The organism is Symbioplanes lichenis, from assembly GCF_030709675.1.
Taxonomy (GTDB): Bacteria; Actinomycetota; Actinomycetes; order Mycobacteriales; family Micromonosporaceae; genus Actinoplanes; species Actinoplanes lichenis.
The window spans coordinates 567,423-584,109 of the sequence record NZ_JAUZQD010000002.1; the positions used below are offsets into that span (position 1 = coordinate 567,423).

Genomic DNA, 16,687 nt, shown 5'->3' on the forward strand with positions numbered 1-16,687 from the left:
GGACGATATGACCCTCGACGTCGAACTTGTCATCGATCTGCACGCCCAGCTCGGCGAATCACCCTGGTGGGACCAGGCCCGGCAGCAACTGATATTCGTCGACATCGTTGCCGGAACGCTGTACCGCTACGGCCCGCTGGACGACAGCCTCACGGCTCACGAGGCCGGTGAACCGGTCGGCGCGGCGCTACGGCGCTCCGCGGGCGGCGTGGTGCTTGCGCTGGGCTCCGGGCTCGCCACGTGGGACGAGCACGGCACGCCCGAGATGGTCTGCCCGATCGAGGCCGACGTGCCGGGAAATCGACTCAACGACGGCACGTGCGACGCTCTCGGCCGGCTGTGGGTCGGTTCGATGGCGCATGACACGACCACCGGGGCGGGCAGCCTCTACTGCGTCGAGCCCGACCTCTCGTGCCGGCAGGTGCTGCGCGACGTCAGCATCTCCAACGGCATCGGGTGGAACCTCGACAACACACTGATGTACTACAACGACAGCAAGACCGGACGCGTCGACGTGTTCGACTTCGATCTGGGGACCGGCACTCTGTCCGGGCGACGGGCCTTTGCCGAGCTCTCCGCGGAGGACGGTGAGCCCGACGGCCTGACGGTCGACGCCGAGGGCGGGGTGTGGATCGCCTCCTTCGGGGGCGGGACGGTCCGGCGATACACCCCGGAGGGCCTCCTGGATCTCATGATCCCGGTGCCGGCACGGAAGGTGACCAGTCTCGCGTTCGGCGGCGCTGACTGGGACGACCTCTACATCACCACGGCTGCCATCGACCTGGACGCCGCAGAGAAGGCCCGGCATCCGGCGGCCGGTGGAATCTTCCGCTGCCGCCCCGGGGTACGCGGCCGGCCCGACTTCCCGTTCCGGGGCTGACGTTTCCACTCTCGCGTTCTGAACAGGAGCAGTCATGGAACAGGATCCGCCCGCGTCGAGCCGCTATCGTCTCTCCGCCGTGGTGATGACTCATCCCTCCCGCCGTCCGCTGCTGGACCGTCTTCGCCAGTCCTGTCCGAGCATCCACTTCGAGGCCGTGGAGGACGCCGACGCGGCACCCTCACCGGACGGCGCCCTGGCGACCGCTCTGCGGGCCTGGCGCTCGGTGGACCCCGGAGCGACTCATCATCTGGTGCTGCAGGACGACGTCGTCCTGAGCCCGGCGTTCGACGAGAAGCTGGCCCGCGCCATCGACGCCGATCCGGCGAGGAGTTTCTCGCTCTTCTCGGAATGGGGCTCGAAGACCGCGCAGACCATCCGTCTCGCGGCGTTCAGCGGCTGTGGCTGGGCTCCGGTCGCGGACCCGTGGCTACCGGCACCGGCAGTTCTGATGCCGGCCGGCCGCGCTCGGGAGTTCGGCGACTTCCTGGCCGCTCGGATCGCGCAGGGCGAACGACGGGACGCGTTCCTGCTCCTGCATTTCCTGGAGTCGGTCGGCGAGCAAGCCATGGTGTGCGTGCCGAACCTGGTGCAGCACGACGATCCACCACAGCCCAGTCTGCTGCCCAACGGCAAGGTCCGCGGCCCGCGCCGAACGGCCTGTTTCTCGAACGACCCGGAACCTCCGCCGCGCTGGGCCGAGGGCGTCCTGCGGCTCCCGGACAACCTGCCGTATCACTCTCCCCACGACCTGGTGGCGAGCATCTGCTTCGACCGCGACGCCGCATACGGGTGGCGAACCGAGCCGGTGTTCGCCTGGTTCGGACGGCACGGCTGGTCGCTGGACCGTCTCGACGCGATGTTCCGGCAGCTGGTCCGGGACAGCGGCATCGAGGTCAGCGACCAGCCCGTCGGTTACGACTCGCTCAAGGAGTCGGTGCTCGGCGCACTTGCCACGGGCTGGACGGTCGCCGACGCCGGTAACGGCCGCGCGGGGTACCCGGATGTGACATCGGCGGTGTCGCTCGCCGCGCTGCAAACCATGGCGGCCGGGCCGTTCCGGCGTGTCCTCAGCAACCGGCTCCTGCTGTCTCTGCCCCGCCGCGTGGCGCCACTGCTGGCGGCTGCTGTCACCGCAGGAGCGGCCGGCCGCCACGAGACCACCGGCGCCGACGCGTTAGCGGACGTTGCCGCATGACCACGTTTGTCCTCGACACCGGAGAGACCATCGTCGACGAGACGGAGCAGTGGTTCACCTGGGCGAAGTGGATGGACGTGCCGCCCTTCACCCTGATCGCCACCCTGGGGGGCCTGCTCGAGCGAGGGCGGCCCTTCAAGGAGGTCTTCGCCGTCCTCCGGCCCGGCTTCGACATCGACGAGGAGATCGAGCGGCGGCGCGCAGCCGGCGACTCGGTCCGGCTGACCCGCGACACCCTCCACAAGGACGTGTTCCCGGCGATCAGCGCGCTGGTAGGACAGGGCCACGCGGTACTGATCGCCGGGAACATGACAGCCGCCGAGCAGGCCGAGCTGCGCGCCCTGGCTCTGCCGGTCGATGCCGTGCTGTCGTCGGCCGACCTCGGCGCACGAAGTGCCGAGCCCCGGTTCTTCGCCGGCCTGGCGGCACAAACCGGTCCCGGCACGGTCTTCGTCAGCCACAGGCTCGACACCACCGGCAAGGCCGCCGCGCGAGCGGGCATGCCGTACCTGTACCTCGAGCGCGGGCCGATAGCCATGCTGCGCAAGGGATCCCGCATCGGGCTCGACAGCGATCCGGTCTGGCGAGGGCTGATCACCACACTGACCGAGCTGCCGGACCGGGGTGTCACCGGGGTGCGCGAACGACAGCCGTCACTGAGCGACGGTGCCCTCCCTGAGGCGGGCGATCATCCGCTGGGTCGTCGCGAGCGGTGATTCATCAGCCGGCACACCGGGATCAGCGAGGTGGGCAGCTCCTCCGTGGAGGCGTGTGTTCCAGTCCTCGTGACCGCTGAACGGGATGGACTCGCCGGGCTCGTACAGCGGGTACCGCCGGTATTTGTTGATTCCTTCCCTCGCCTGGCCGCTGACCAGGATCGGGTCGAGGTACAGGCCGTCACTGCTGATCCGGGTCGACGTCGAGATGTAACCGATGTCGAGCCCGCAGCGACGCTTCGCTGACGTGTTGGCCTCCGAGCAGTGCAGGATGTGGGGGTGGTGGATCGACACATCACCGGGATTCAGCTCGATGTCCACGATCCCGCGCTCCTCGGCCCACCGGTCGACCAGCTGCTGGTCGGCGGACGAATAGAGCATGTTCGGCGTGTCGGTGCGGGACGAGGGTTTGTAGAGCGGGATCTCCTGGCTACCGGGGATGATGCGCAGGCAGCCATTCTCCGTGGTGCTCTCGTCCACAGCCACCCACACCGTCAGCGCCTCCATCGGTGTCAATTTCCAGTAAGCGCCGTCCTGGTGCCACAGGACCGGTTGACCGGTGCGGGGCGGCTTGCAGATGTAGTGAGCCGTGAAACAGGCGATGTCCGGGCCGAGGAAATGTTGCCCGATCCTGGCCAGCCGGGGATCGGTCACCAGCCGGACCCAGAATGCGTCGTTACGTATCAGCGGGTGGTGGAAATGCTCGGGACGCAGGTCGGGGTACTTGCGCGAAAGCCACTCGACGTGACTGCGGGTCTCTTCGAGGAGATCCGGCGGAACGACATTGCGGATGATGGCGAAGCCCTGGGTCGCATAATCCTGTGCAGCTTTTTCCAGTACGTCCACGAAGCTGTTCCTCTCGTGAGTGGTGAACGGCTGATTCGGAAACACGGTGCCGTTCCGCCTGTCTCGGTCCTGACGGGCAGATGTCCACGGGGAAATCATGTGACGGAAAAGTGATCGCCGCTTGCCGAAGCCCCGGGCGCGCCGATGCTCCAGGAAATGCGGCCCAGCGCGCTGTGACGTCCGGCGGTGCCCCACGCGTCCCCGGCCGGAGCCGGTCAGATCCTGTTCAGGTGCTGGTCAGGAGCATCCGCTGCGCACATCTCCCCCGATTCGGCGCGATTCCCGGACGACGTTCCGAAAGCCATTGACAGGTGCCACAAAAATGCCGGCGGGAAGACATCGACCAGGTCGCACCGAATGCGACCACGGCTCCGACGGTAGCGATGATCCGCCGGCCCGGCGATTCGGACTGTGCCGTACACGTCGACGACGGGCCTAGACAGATAGTAAGGAGGACGGTGAGTGTCCGCAAGGGATCGATCCATGTCTTCTCCCGCCGGACTGCCGGAGTGCGCGCCTCAAGGGGTCTCACCAGCAACGAAAGCCTCCGGAACGCACCGACGTTTCCCCGGGTGCACCCGGAGCGACCGACATCGGATTAGAATGATGTCAGCCAATTCGGCTTGTCGCCTTCCGCACCTCGGCCGACACAGGATATGGTCGATTGGCCGATGACCCGCGTCTTATCGCCGGAGCGGGACACCGCGCGGGCCAGAACGCCGCTTCTCGACCCCGCAACTCACAGTGAACAAGAGGATGAATCGCCATGTCGTTCACGTGGGAAGGCCTCGACGAAAGAATTGCCAGGCACGCCGACGGCGCCTTCGACGACTCCACCCTTCTGAACGAGGCTGGGATCGAGTCGTTGACGCTGTTGCGCCTCGCGGTGCAGGTGGCTCCGTCGAACGACACGGAGATCGACGCCTCGCAGCTGGCGGCGATCCGTACCGTCGGTGAGCTCAAGGCATGGCTACGTCAGCTGGCCTCGGCCCCGCCGGCCGATCCCCCGGTCTGACACCGTCCCGTTCCCGCCACACGATGGAGCGCACCATGCCCGACGGGCAACAGCACGTCACTTTTCCGGTCGCTGCTTCCCAGAGGGGTCTGCTGGTGGCGGACCGCTGGCTCCAGCGCCCCGAGGTCTACAACCAGATCGTTCAGTTCGAACTCGCCGCGGGGACGCCGTTCGAACGAGTCAGGTCGGCAATCATCGACCTCGTCTTCTTGCAACCCGCTCTGCGCCAGGTGTTCCGGCTTCAGCCGGACATCACTACCTGGCTCGGCCCACGTCCGAAGCCGGGCGACGTCACCATCATGCGGAACACTGCCGAGCACCCGGACTACGAGCGTGCGACCGCCCTGCTCATCGACGAACTCGCGCGGCAACCCTTCGATCTCACCATCGGGCCGCCGTACCGTTTCGGCTACGTGAGCACCCGTGACGGCAGCGCGGCGAGGATCGTGCTGTGTCTCCACCACGTGGTCTTCGACGGCATGTCGCTCGGTCCTCTCATGCGCGATCTCGAGGAAACGTTGACCGGCCACCGAACGCAGAACGACCTCCACACGCGCGGGGCCGAGCGGGACGCCGCCTACGTACGAGAGCTGTCGGCGCAGGCGGAGGCACGCACGCTGCGGGACCTTCCCGGCCTGCTGGCGGACTGGTCCCGAGAACTACGCCTGGTTCCGCCGCTCGTCCTGGCACCGGGTCCCCATCGACCGGCCGAGCCGAGTCACCGAGGGGCGCGCCGGCCCCTGCGCCTCGATCCGCTGGAGAGTGCGACGTTCGACCGGGCCTGCCGGAGCCTGGCCGTCAGCCCTTACACATTTCTGACCGGAGTCTTCGGCGCGGTGCTCGGGCGGCACGGCGGAGTGTCGACCGTGCTGGTCGGCAGCCCGTTCAACGCGCGACGCACGGTTGGTTCCTACGATCTCTGCGGTTTCTTCGTCAACACCCTCCCGGTCATGGTGGAGATCCCGTGGGCGAGTACCGTCAAGGAGTTTCTCGGTACCTCGGTTCGGAACGCCGTCGACTTCTGCCGCTCCAGGGCCGACATCGCCCTGCAGGACGTGGTCGCTGCGGTCCAGCCCGAGCGCACCGGCGACCGTAACCCGTTGTTCTCATGCCTGCTGGCCATGCAGGACACCGGCGACGACCGGCCGGGCGACGCGGTCACGGGCGTCCACGAGCCGGCCACCGGATGGGCGAAGTTCGACCTGTGGCTGGGCGCCTCCCGGATCGGCGACACGTGGAGCTTCGACCTCGAGTACGACACGTCGCTCGTCTCCGGGGCCACAGCCCGGCAGATCCTCGACTCCTTCCGCGAGGCCCTCGACCGTGCCTGCGACGACGCGTCGCGCACGGTGGCCGATCTGTTCCGCGACGCCGTCCAGCCGCTGCCGCCCGTGCCCTGCCCGCCGGCGGGCCTGGCCGACGGGGCCAGGCTCGTCGACTGGATCGACGCCACCGCCAGGCGCCTTCCCGACGCCACGGCGGTCGAGGAGAAGGACCGCCGGCTGACCTACCGCGAACTCATGGCGGCGACGGAGGACATCGCGGCCGGACTGGCGCAGTCCGGCGTGTCGGCCGGTGACTTCGTGGCCGTCGCCGGTGACCGGCTGAGTGATTCCGTCAGCGCCATTCTCGCCGTGCTCCGATGCGGCGCGACCTTTGTGCCGCTGGATCCGGCCCTGCCCGTCGATCGGCTGGACACCATGGTGCGGATCGCCGGCTGCCGCATCATGATCGGCGCGGGGATCGAGCTGGCGGGGGTCCGGACCATGACGGCGCCGGACCTCGCCGTCCGGGGAAACGGGAAGCCCCGGGTCGGGCGAGACCCCACCCGCGGGCCCGCCTACGTCATGTTCACCTCCGGCTCGACCGGCCGGCCGAAAGGCGTGCTGATGGGCGAGGGCCCGCTGCTGATCCTGGCGGCGTGGCAGCACGCGGCGCTGCGGCAGGACGAGAACACCCGGTATCTCCAGTACGCGCCCCTCTCCTTCGACGTCTCGTACTTGGAGATCTTCCCCGTCCTCGCAGCGGGCGGAGTGGTCGTCGCCCGGGAACCGGCCGACCGCAGGGACTTCCCGGCACTGGTGGAACGTGTCCGTGAGGCGCGGGTCAGTCACCTCTTCCTGCCCACCGCGGCGCTGCGTCCGTTCGTGTTGTCGGCTCTCCGGGCCGGCGTCGCCCTCCCGGAGCTGCGTCACATCTGTGCCGGCGGCGAACAGCTGGTGCTCGACGACGTCGTGCGGAAATTCCTCGCCGAGATGCCGCACTGCGAACTCGTCAACATCTATGGTCCCACGGAGACCCATGCGGTCACCGCTCATCATCTGCCGGCCGGCGAGCACGAGTGGCCGGCTCACGTCCCCATCGGCCGCCCGATGCCAGGTGTCGTCACCTACGTGGTCGACGCCACCGGCCACCTGGCGCCACCCGGGGTTCCCGGTGAGCTGTATCTCGCCGGGAGCTGCCTGTCCGACGGCTATCTGAACGACCCCGAGCGGACCGCCGCCAGTTTCGTGGAGGACCGCTTCGCCGGCGACGGCGGCCGCATGTACCGCACCGGCGACTACGTGATCCGGGACGAGGACGGGGTGTTGGTCTATCTCGGCCGGCTCGACACGCAGGTCAAGATCCGCGGCTACCGGGTCGAACTCGGTGAGATCGAAACGACGGCCACCGGTGTCGACGGCGTACAGGAGGCGGTTGCGGTCGCCCGGCGCACCGACTCCGATGCCGACCTCGTTCTCTTTCTGCGGGCCGCGCCGGGAGCAAACCCGGACCACGACGAAGTGCGCCGGAAACTGGGTGCCTCTCTTCCGGCGTACATGCTGCCGAAGTGGATCTTCAACATCGATCACGTGCCCGTGTCGGGAACCGGCAAGACCGACCGCGTCGTGCTGGCCGGTCTCTCGCACACACTCATCGCCGAGGCGAACACCGCCGCCGCCCCGTCCGCTGCCACCTGTCGTGACGACACCGAGCGGGAACTCGCGGCGCTGTGGGGCGAGATCCTGGGCGTCGACACGATCGATCCCGGCCGGTCGCTCCTGCAGTACGGGGCACATTCACTGAACATCTTCGTCGCCCTCGGGAGGATGGAGAACCGGTACGGGGCTGTCGTCGACGTGGGTGCCTTCTTCAGAGACCCGACTGTTGCCGCTCTCGCCGGCCTCGTCCGTGACCGGTCGGGCACCGTATGACGCGCCGTCCGCCGCCGCCGGGGTGGCACCACCTCGCCGGCCTTCCCGCTGGGATCCTGTCATGACATCACGCAGTCTGTACGGGTGGTTCGCGACATCCCTGGCTTCCCATCCGCACGCGGTGGCACTCGAGATCGGCACCACGGCGCTGACCTACGCCGAGCTGGATCGGGCCGCCGCCTGGATGGCGGAGCGCATCTGTGCGGCCGCGGCCGGTGTCCCGTCGCGAGTCGGCCTGCTGACATCGCGCGGCCTCCCCGGCTATGTCGCCTACGTCGCCGCCCTGCGGCTGGGCGCCACCGTGGTCCCGCTCAACCCGGCCGCACCGCCGATCCGCAATTACGCCATCATCGACGAGGCTGCAGTCGACATCACGGTCGTCGACGCGACCTCCGGAGCCCTGACGGAGGTCCACGAGGGACCGCGGGGTCCACGCCTGCTGGACATGACAGGTTTCGATCTCGCCGAGGTGCCGGCCCGGATGCCCGGACCGAGGACTCCGGGTGTGACCCGTGCCGCCGCCAAGGACCTCGCGTACATCATCTTCACCAGCGGCACGACAGGGAGCCCGAAGGGCGTTCCCATCCGGAACGAGAGCATCTCGGCCTACCTGGAACACGCCATCGACCGCTACGCGCTCGGTCCCGGATGCCGGACGAGCCAGATGTTCGAGATGTCCTTCGATGCTTCGTTGCTCGAGATATTCGGCACCTGGGGATCGGGCGCCACGTTGTGCGTGCCGGAGCCCGCCGACGTCTTCACGCCTGTCCGGTACGCGAACGCCAGGAAGTTGACGCACTGGATGTCGGTTCCGTCGATCATTTCCTTCGCCCGGCAGTTCCGGGCACTCACGCCAGGCAGCATGCCCACCGTGCGCTGTGCGGTCTTCGGTGGGGAGACACTGACCGTCGATCAGGCTGAGGCGTGGTGTGCCGCAGCCCCGAACGCAACCGTCCACAACACGTACGGGCCGACAGAGCTCACCGTCTTCGTCACCGACTACCAGCTCCCCCAGGACCGCTCGAGGTGGCCCCGTTCATCGAACGGGTCGGTCCCGCTCGGGCCGATGTTCCCCGGCGCGGAGTGGATTCTCCTCGACGACGACCAACGGCCGGTGCCATCCGACGGCGAACTCTGCATTCGCGGCGTGCAGCGTTTCGACGGTTATCTGAACGCCGCTCAGAACAGCGGGCGCTTCGTCGCTGTCCGGGCAGTAGATGGTGCTCAGGACGACGGCACAGCCGAGACGGTCGCCGACAGTGCGTACTACCGAACCGGGGACCGGTGCTGCCTGGAAGACGGCGCGCTGATCCATCTCGGGCGTATCGACGACCAGGTCAAGATCCGGGGACACCGGATCGAACTGGGCGAGATCGAGTCGGTGCTGCGCGGGCATCCGGAGGTGGTGGCCGTCGTCGTGGTGGCCGTGACTGCCGACGACGGGGAGATCGAGCTGCACGGCGTGTACACCGGCAAGGAAATTCCGGGCGCCGAGTTCGCCCATCTCCTGAGCGTGCTGCCCGCTTACATGCGTCCGCGGGAAATCCGTCATCGCGAATCGATCCCACTGACCCCCGTCGGCAAGGTGGACCGCAGACATCTCGCCTCGGAGCTCGGCACACCTCTTCGCTGACCCGGCGAGGCCGACCACATCGCAAGGAGCAGCAGGATGACTCCCGATTTCGCCGTGACCGCCCCGACCGCCCAGCAGGAGGCGTTGTGGTGGCTCTGTCAGCGCGCCGAGGACGCCTCGATGTACACCATCACCCGGCGGTTCGCGGCCGGCGCCCCCATCGACGTGGCGGTCCTGCGAATGGCATATCAAGCTCTGGTGGACCGGCACGACGCGCTCCGGATGTCGTTCCACCGCGACGGTGGGACACTGCGACTGCGATTCGTGAAGCATGCTCCGGCGGCCGTCGAGCTGATCGAGTTCGGCGATCCCACGGACGTGTCACCTGACGCCCTCTTCCAGGCCGTGGCGGAGGAGATTCACTATCGGCCGATCCCCCTCGATCACGCTCCGCTGGTGGGTCTGGTCGTCACTCGCGTCGGTGGCCGCGACGAGTTGCTGCTGGCCGGGCATCACGCCGCGGTCGACGGATGGGCCCTCGAGATCCTTCTCGACGAGCTCTCCGTGCTCTACGAGGGCTTCTCGCGGGCCGCTCCGGCCGCGTTCGCCGAAGCCGCCCCACGATTTCAGGACTATGCCGCCGAGCAGGAGGAACGCCGTGCCGCGGGGGGCTGGCCGTCGGAGATCGATTACTGGCGACGCCGCCTGGACGGCGCGGTCGCCACCACCGTCCATCCCGACCACGACCGGCATGCCGGGGCGGGATCGGCCGGAGCCATGGTCACCTTCGCCTTCAGCCCCCGGGCCGTGCGAGGACTCTCGGAGCTGGCACAGGCAACCGCGGGAACCCCTTTCTCGGTCATGCTGGCCGCCTTGATGATCACTCTGGCGCGGGGCGGCGCCGGACCGGACGTCAGTCTGGGCGTCATCACGGCCAACCGGATGAGCCGGTCCGACCAGCATCTGGTCGGTTACCTGGCGAACAACTGTGTGGTGCGGGAGGTTGCCACGGCGTGGGACACGGTCGCGACGATGGTCGAACGGTGCCGGAGCCGGGTGGTGGACATCCTGCGGCATCAGGCGGCGCCGTTCTCCCTGGTCTTCGCGGCACTCACCGAGGAGCTCCGCACAGACTTCGGCGGCACGACCCCAGTGCTGCTGAACTACATCGGCTCCCAGAAGGATGTGAGCCTGGGGGACACGGCCCTGTTCGAACGCCCCAGCCCCAGCCGCACCGCTCGGACGGACCTGGCGCTGACCTACTGGGACAGTGACAGCGCCCTGACGGCCGAGGTGGAGTACAGCACGGTGCGCTTCGAGGAGAGCACGATCCTCACCCTGCTCCAGGACATCGAAACGGTGCTCTGCGCCGCGCCGGTGGATCCGATCGTGTCACTGCCACTGACGACCCGATCCGTACGTCGTCGTCCGCAGCCGACCGGTGCCCCACCCACCGCACAGAGCCTGTCGGAGTCGTCCATGACCGGTCTGGTCGCGACGGTGTGGACCGAGATGCTGGGGTCTCCCCCGGAGAGCGCCGATGACGATTTCTTCGCCGCCGGTGGGCATTCCCTGAACGCCGTGATGTTCGTGGCAGCCCTGGCCGAACGGGCCGACGTCAGCCTCGACCTGCCGGCCTGGCTGGCTGCTCCGACGTACGGCCAGATCGTGGCCCAACTGGTCGGACGGGACCGTTCCGAGCCGGCCACGGCGGCGAGCACCGTGGTGCCGGTCCGGGAGGGCCAGGGGCACCACCTGCATCTGATCGGAGGCGCGGGCGGCACACCGAACGACTTTCGTGAACTCGTCGCGGCACTGCCGTCCGGATGGCGCGTCACCTGGTCGCAGGAGCGAGAGGCGCTCCGCACGGTGCCCACCATGGCCCAGAGGTACCGCCAGGACCTCGACGCCGAAGGACTACGGCCCGACGTCATCTGCGGATGGTCCGTGGGCGGGCTCGTGGGTTACGAGATGGTCCTCCAGTACGACGCTGCGGCTCCCGCCCTCGTGGTGATCGACTCCGCACCGCCCACCGGCGCCGTCACCCACCCGGATGCGCTCCTGCAGGAGCTCCGGGCCTTCGTCGTCATGGTGTGCGCGTCGCTGGGCGGCAGGGCGGCGGACCTGGCCCCTTCCGTCTCCGCTGACAACGTCGAACTGGCCCTGCTCGCGCTCGCCGCCCGGCTGCGGACGGCGGGCCATGACGTGCGGCCCGACGTCCTGTCGCAGCGATGGAACACGTTCCGCCGCCAATGGGCAGCCGGCGCTGCCTATGTCGCCGATGCCCCCGTCACCACGGAGGCCCTCCTAGTCGCGGCCGAACTCGACGACGCCGGCGTGCGGAGCTGGCTGTCCTGGATCAAGCCGGCTCCGAAGGCCGTCCGGGCTGCCACCGACCACTTCGGCGTTCTCCGGGGAGATCACATCCGGCGGGTGGGCGAGGCTTTGACGGACCTCGTTGCCTGAGACCTCCGCACCAGCGGACGAGTCATGAGAACCGTCCCCGGCACCACGCGCGCGCCGGTGATGGTGCCACGCGACGACGGGACCGATGGCGACGGCGGGAAAGAGCATCAGCAGGCCGAGCGCCAGCCATCCCGGTGGCCCCCACACCAGGACCAGGGCGGTCAGGACCATGGGGGCGATCATGCGGCCCAGCTGGGCCCCCATCGCGTAGGTCGCCTGATACTGGCCGGGTGCGTCAGGCGGTGCCATGCCGTAGGACAGTCCCCAGCCCGCGGCCGACTGCCGCAACTCACCGAGGCCGTGCAGAACAACACCGCCGATGATGAGAGCGACCACGAGAGGAGTAGGACCGCGCGACGTCAGGGCGAAGATGGCGCAGGCGCCGGCGACGAGCAGCCCGGACCAGCGCATGGCGCGTACCGCGCCGGCGGTGCCCTCGGTGCCGCGCGACATCCTGACCTGAAGGAGCACCACCATGACGGCGTTGAGAACCATGCAGGCGGCAATCAGCCAGTGCGGGGCCCGGGTGAATTGGACTATCCAGAGCGGAAGGACGATCTGAAGAATCCCTCCGTGCATCGACATCAGCCCGTCCAGCACGACGAACGCCAGGAACGGCTTGTCGCGGAGGGAGGTGAGGCGGGGTTCCGAGGGCTTGTGGGGAATCGGCGCGAGATGCGGCAGACGCAGCGCGATCAGCGCGATGACGACGTAGCTGAGGGCGTTGCCGAGGATGAGGACGCGGTACACCATGGGCGTCCCGACCGCCAATCCGATCCCGCCCAGCGCCGACCCGAGGGTGATACCGACATTCGCCAGCGAACGGAAGATCGCGCGGGTACGAACCCGCTCGTCCCGCGGAACCAGTCCGGCGATCAGGGCTTGCCGCGCACCGCGCTGCGCCGCATCGGCCAGAGCGGTCAACACAGACACGACGAGGAAGCCGACGAAACCCTGCGCGAAGATCATCGCTGCGGAGAAAGAGGCGAGCAACAGGTAGAAGACGGCCTGCAGCAGCCGTGGTCCGCGCCGGTCGGCCAGGTATCCGAACGGTGTGCTGGACAGCAACGAGGCCAGTGCCGAACACGTCAGTGCGACGCCCAGCTCCGTGGCCGACAGTCCCAGCACGACTGTGGCGTACAAGGCGCTGGAAGTGATCCACAGGCCGGAGCCGGTCGTATTGACCAGGGTAATGGTGCCGAGGACCCGGGCGGGTCCGGCCGGCGGTACGAGCTGGCGGAGGAAGGTGCTTACTGGCAAGATTTCAACCCGCGGGTGTGGAAGGACCGGTGACATGTCTTTCCGCGCGGCCGATCGGCCGGCCCGGCGAAGCGATCATGACTGGATCGTGGCGGACCGCCCGAATTCAGCCGGCGGGCGCCAGTTGTAGCATGCCGGCTCCCGGCGCACCGCGACCTGATGCAACCGAGCCGTGTGCGTGAAACTGTGCCGTCCGACCACGGGGCGGCGCAACCCCGGATCGTCGCCCGCAGCCTCGGCGACAGTCTGGCTCAGGTCGTACAGGGTTGCGGGGTCCACCCCGCAGGGGACACCGAGATGGTGCAGGTTCGCCACGAGCATGCACGTATCCACGATGCCGCACCGTTCGCCCAGGCCGTTCACGGAGGACGAGACATGCGTCGCCCCCGATCCGATCGCTTCCAGCGTGTTGGCCAGCGCCAGCCCGCGGTCGTCATGGAAGTGGACTTCGAGATCGACGGGCGGAAGGTCTCGGCGCAAGGCGGAGATGACGCTGCGGACCTCGGCCGGGTCGCAGATTCCCACCGAGTCCGCGAAGCAGACGCGTTCGGCTCCGGCGTCGATGGCCACGAGGTAGGCCTTCAGCATGTCCGGATAGGGCGTCCGGGAAGCGTCCTCGACGGTGTACCGCACCCTCAGACCGAGACTGCGCGCCAGAGCCACAGACGGGCCGATCGTGCTGATGATCTCGGCGGCATCCCGTCGCAGCCGGAAGCGCTGGGAGTATTCGTTGACGCCGAGAAAAATGCCGACCCACGAGGCGCCGGTATCCGCGACCGCCCGTATGTCGGATGCATGCGCCCGCGAGTGGCCCATGACGGAGGTGAACAACCCAGTTCTCACCACGGCTTCGGTGCGGGCGCGTTCGTTCGCCGAGGCGCTGGGGTGACCGATTTCGACGTGCTGCACATTGGCGGCGTGCAGCGCCGCGGCCACGACTACCGAGTTGACCGGATCGAAGGCGGTGCCGGGAGACTGGTTGCCCTCGCGGAGGGTGCAGTCGACGACGATGATGTGGTCCGCGATCATCGGCGGGCGCTCACGACAGCCCGCCGCGAGGAGTACTTGCGCACCTTGTCCTCGTTGACCACGACACCCAGGCCGGGACGATCGGTTCCGATCGTGACGACGCCTTCCTTGAAGGAATAGCAGGCCTCGTCGACGATGTCGTCGACGAAGCGCTCGGCCGGACTGCCGTACCCCGTGGTGGCCAGGACCGGGATGCTGGAGGCGAAGTGGTGCAACGCGGCCGTGCCGATGCCGAAGGGATGCATGCTGCCCGTACTGACCTGCAGGCCGGAACACTCGGCAGCGTGCTGCAGCCGGCGCGAAGCCAGGACCCCGCCGGACTTGAAGGGTTTCAGGCAGATCACGTCGGCGGCGCCGAGGGAGATCACGTGGCGGAGGTCGGTCTCGGAGAACACGCTCTCGTCGGCGATGACGGGAATCTGCACGGCCGCCCTCACCTGAGCCAGCGCCCAGACATCGGCGCCCGGTGTGGGCTGCTCGACGGCAAGGAGCCCATAGTCCTCGAGCGCCCGGATCATCCGTATCGCGTCATTGGCCTGATAGGATCCATTGGGATCGATCTCCAACTCGAACTCCGGACCCAGCGCCTCGCGGACCGCGCGGAAGCAGGCCACATCCATGGCCACGTCCCCGGACCCCTTGAGGGTCAGACGTGCGTATCCTTCGTCGCGCAGATCGCGGGCGCGGGCGGCGACCTGCTGCGGCTCGGCCAGCGGCAAGCTGCGGCTGACACCGTAGGACGCATGGAATTGCCCGCCCAGCTGCACAGCGAGCGAGACGCCGAGGAGCTTGCCCTGCAGGTCCAAGAGCGCGTGGTCCACCGCGGCCTTCGCGAAAAGATGACCGCGAATGACACCGTCCACGGCGGAAAGCGTCACCAACGGTTCCCACGCGGATCGGCCCAGGAGCATCGGGGCCAAATATGATTCCAGCACCGCCGCTATTGTTTCCGGAGCGTCACCCTGAGCGGGATATCCGCTGGAGATGATTCCCGTCTCGCCCCATCCGACTGTTCCATCAGCCGTCTCCACACGAAGGACAACGTGCCTGCCCTTGGGGGTGATGTTCGTAGCAGTGCGGTACGGAACTCGATAAGGAATCTCAACGACAGCAATTTCGACGTGATCGATCGGCGCGCTCACGACGTCCTTTCAGAGGCTCTCGGAGTCTGGAAGGTGTGCTCCAGTACAATTGCGCTCCGTGACCGCAATGACTTCGACTGTACCCGGACTGCGTGTCAAATTTCAACACCACTTGACGGGATTCAATCTTGTTTGACGTCCACAGTGCTCAAACGGTATGCGGGGGGCCGGACCCCATCTCCGTATCGGTTGTCATCATGTCGCATGTCGAGCGCGTCGCGAGTGCGAGCCGAGTGCGGGCGTCACTGTCCGACATGGACGTGCGGGTGGTGACGGGCGGCGACGGCGAGCCCTCGCCGGAACTGGCCCTGCGCACGGCCGCACGGGCCTGGAACAGCATCGCTCCCGGCGCCACCCATCATCTGGTCCTGCAGGACGACGTCCTGCCGTGCGCCAACTTCGCCGCCATGCTGACAACAGCGGTCCGGGCACGCCCGTCCGCCTGCTTCTCACTGTTTGCGGAGTGGGCTTCGCTGAGCGGGCAGTCCGCCCGCCTCGCGGCCATCGCGGGGTGCCCGTGGGCACCCGTGGTCGACGAGTTCATGCCCGCACCCGCAGTGCTCCTCCCGGCGGAGGTGGCACGCGGATTCGCGGATCACCTGGAGGCCGCCCTGGGCGGGCCGGAGCGGCGAGACGCCTTCCTACTGGCGTCCTACCTGGAACAACGCGGCGAGACCCCCTATGTCCTGGTGCCCAATCTGGTCGAGCACGACGTTCCGGTGGTTCCGAGCCTGCTGCCCAACGGCAAAGTCCGCGGTCCCCGGCGGTCGGCGTGCTACGCCGGTCAGCTGCCGGCGCCGGAGACCACCCTCGTCGGCACCCCGGACGAACTCGCCTATCCCGCGCTGTTGCCCTATCACTCCCGGGACGACCTGGTGTCCTTCATGCTGTCCCGCGCCGGCGGAAGGGGCCGGTGGGAGCGAGATCCCGTTTTCCGCTGGGCCCGGGGACGAGGTTGGGACCTGCGCACCCTCCATGCCCTGGCCGACGAGGTACGACCGCGCCGGACGCCGGCCATCGGCGCCGACCTGCGGCGAGAATTCTGGTTGAGCGGCTTCGCCGCTGGGTTCGTTCTGCGTGCACACCTGCCCGACGATGATGACCTCAGCCAGCGCCTGAGGACCGACATGCCCCGCCTGGCCCTGCGGACGATGGCGACGGGCCCGCTGCGCCGCCTGCTGGCTGAGCCGGTTCTCCTGAGCGAAGGCGCGAACATTCTCCCGATCGTCGAGCACGGCCTGCTGCAGGGCTACGCGAACGCGTGACTGTTGCCCATGGTGCGTGACGGTCATCGATGAATGATGCTAGATTGCGCGTGGTGATGATCTGCCACCCCGACACCACCGTATGCTTTCCGTCACTGCGTGC

At 68.1% G+C, this 16,687-nt stretch carries 11 protein-coding genes and 1 pseudogene; 8 read left to right on the forward strand and 4 right to left on the reverse strand.

Annotation, left to right across the window (positions count from 1 at the left end; translation table 11 throughout):
- Positions 1-7: 7 nt before the first annotated feature.
- Genes RAN62_RS06510 through RAN62_RS06520 form a run of 3 tightly spaced genes read left to right on the forward strand, consistent with a single transcriptional unit; the run spans position 8 to position 2,794 of the window.
- On the forward strand, positions 8-880 hold the full coding sequence (locus RAN62_RS06510) for an SMP-30/gluconolactonase/LRE family protein (RefSeq protein WP_305783552.1): 873 nt from the start codon (positions 8-10) through the stop codon (positions 878-880).
- Between the two features lie 34 nt (positions 881-914).
- A complete protein-coding gene (locus RAN62_RS06515; RefSeq protein ID WP_305783553.1) occupies positions 915-2,078 on the forward strand; it encodes a hypothetical protein in 1,164 nt (387 codons plus the stop codon).
- Complete coding sequence (locus RAN62_RS06520) at positions 2,075-2,794, forward strand: HAD family hydrolase (RefSeq protein ID WP_305783554.1); 720 nt, start codon at positions 2,075-2,077, stop codon at positions 2,792-2,794. The genes RAN62_RS06515 and RAN62_RS06520 overlap by 4 nt, the downstream gene beginning before the upstream one ends.
- Here RAN62_RS06520 and RAN62_RS06525 read toward each other — a convergent pair.
- A complete protein-coding gene (locus RAN62_RS06525; RefSeq protein ID WP_305783555.1) occupies positions 2,732-3,640 on the reverse strand; it encodes a phytanoyl-CoA dioxygenase family protein in 909 nt (302 codons plus the stop codon). The genes RAN62_RS06520 and RAN62_RS06525 overlap by 63 nt on opposite strands.
- Before the next feature lie 766 nt (positions 3,641-4,406).
- On the opposite strand from RAN62_RS06525, the gene RAN62_RS06530 reads away from it, so the two are divergent.
- The 4 genes and pseudogenes from RAN62_RS06530 to RAN62_RS06545 all read left to right on the forward strand — a co-directional run.
- Entirely contained in the window at positions 4,407-4,655 is a 249-nt protein-coding gene (locus RAN62_RS06530) for a phosphopantetheine-binding protein (RefSeq protein WP_305783556.1), read from the forward strand.
- Positions 4,656-4,690: 35 nt separating this feature from the next.
- Complete coding sequence (locus RAN62_RS06535) at positions 4,691-7,849, forward strand: non-ribosomal peptide synthetase (protein WP_305783557.1); 3,159 nt, start codon at positions 4,691-4,693, stop codon at positions 7,847-7,849.
- Between the two features lie 61 nt (positions 7,850-7,910).
- Positions 7,911-9,482, forward strand: coding sequence for an AMP-binding protein (locus RAN62_RS06540; protein WP_305783558.1), 1,572 nt, complete (start codon positions 7,911-7,913; stop codon positions 9,480-9,482).
- A 36-nt stretch (positions 9,483-9,518) separates the two neighbouring features.
- A pseudogene (locus tag RAN62_RS06545) lies at positions 9,519-11,495 on the forward strand (condensation domain-containing protein); the annotation flags it as partial.
- Positions 11,496-11,729: 234 nt separating this feature from the next.
- Here RAN62_RS06545 and RAN62_RS06550 read toward each other — a convergent pair.
- The 3 genes from RAN62_RS06550 to RAN62_RS06560 all read right to left on the reverse strand — a co-directional run bounded on the left by RAN62_RS06550 (position 11,730) and on the right by RAN62_RS06560 (position 15,319).
- Positions 11,730-13,148 (reverse strand): MFS transporter, encoded by a 1,419-nt coding sequence (locus RAN62_RS06550; RefSeq protein ID WP_438874471.1) that lies wholly within the window; start codon positions 13,146-13,148, stop codon positions 11,730-11,732.
- Positions 13,149-13,223: 75 nt separating this feature from the next.
- A complete protein-coding gene (locus tag RAN62_RS06555) occupies positions 13,224-14,177 on the reverse strand; it encodes a LeuA family protein (RefSeq protein WP_305783560.1) in 954 nt (317 codons plus the stop codon).
- Complete coding sequence (locus RAN62_RS06560; RefSeq protein ID WP_305783561.1) at positions 14,174-15,319, reverse strand: mandelate racemase/muconate lactonizing enzyme family protein; 1,146 nt, start codon at positions 15,317-15,319, stop codon at positions 14,174-14,176. The genes RAN62_RS06555 and RAN62_RS06560 overlap by 4 nt, the downstream gene beginning before the upstream one ends.
- Before the next feature lie 197 nt (positions 15,320-15,516).
- Between RAN62_RS06560 and RAN62_RS06565 the strand changes: the two genes are divergently transcribed.
- Positions 15,517-16,584 (forward strand): hypothetical protein, encoded by a 1,068-nt coding sequence (locus RAN62_RS06565; RefSeq protein ID WP_305783562.1) that lies wholly within the window; start codon positions 15,517-15,519, stop codon positions 16,582-16,584.
- The last annotated feature ends 103 nt before the right edge of the window (positions 16,585-16,687 follow it).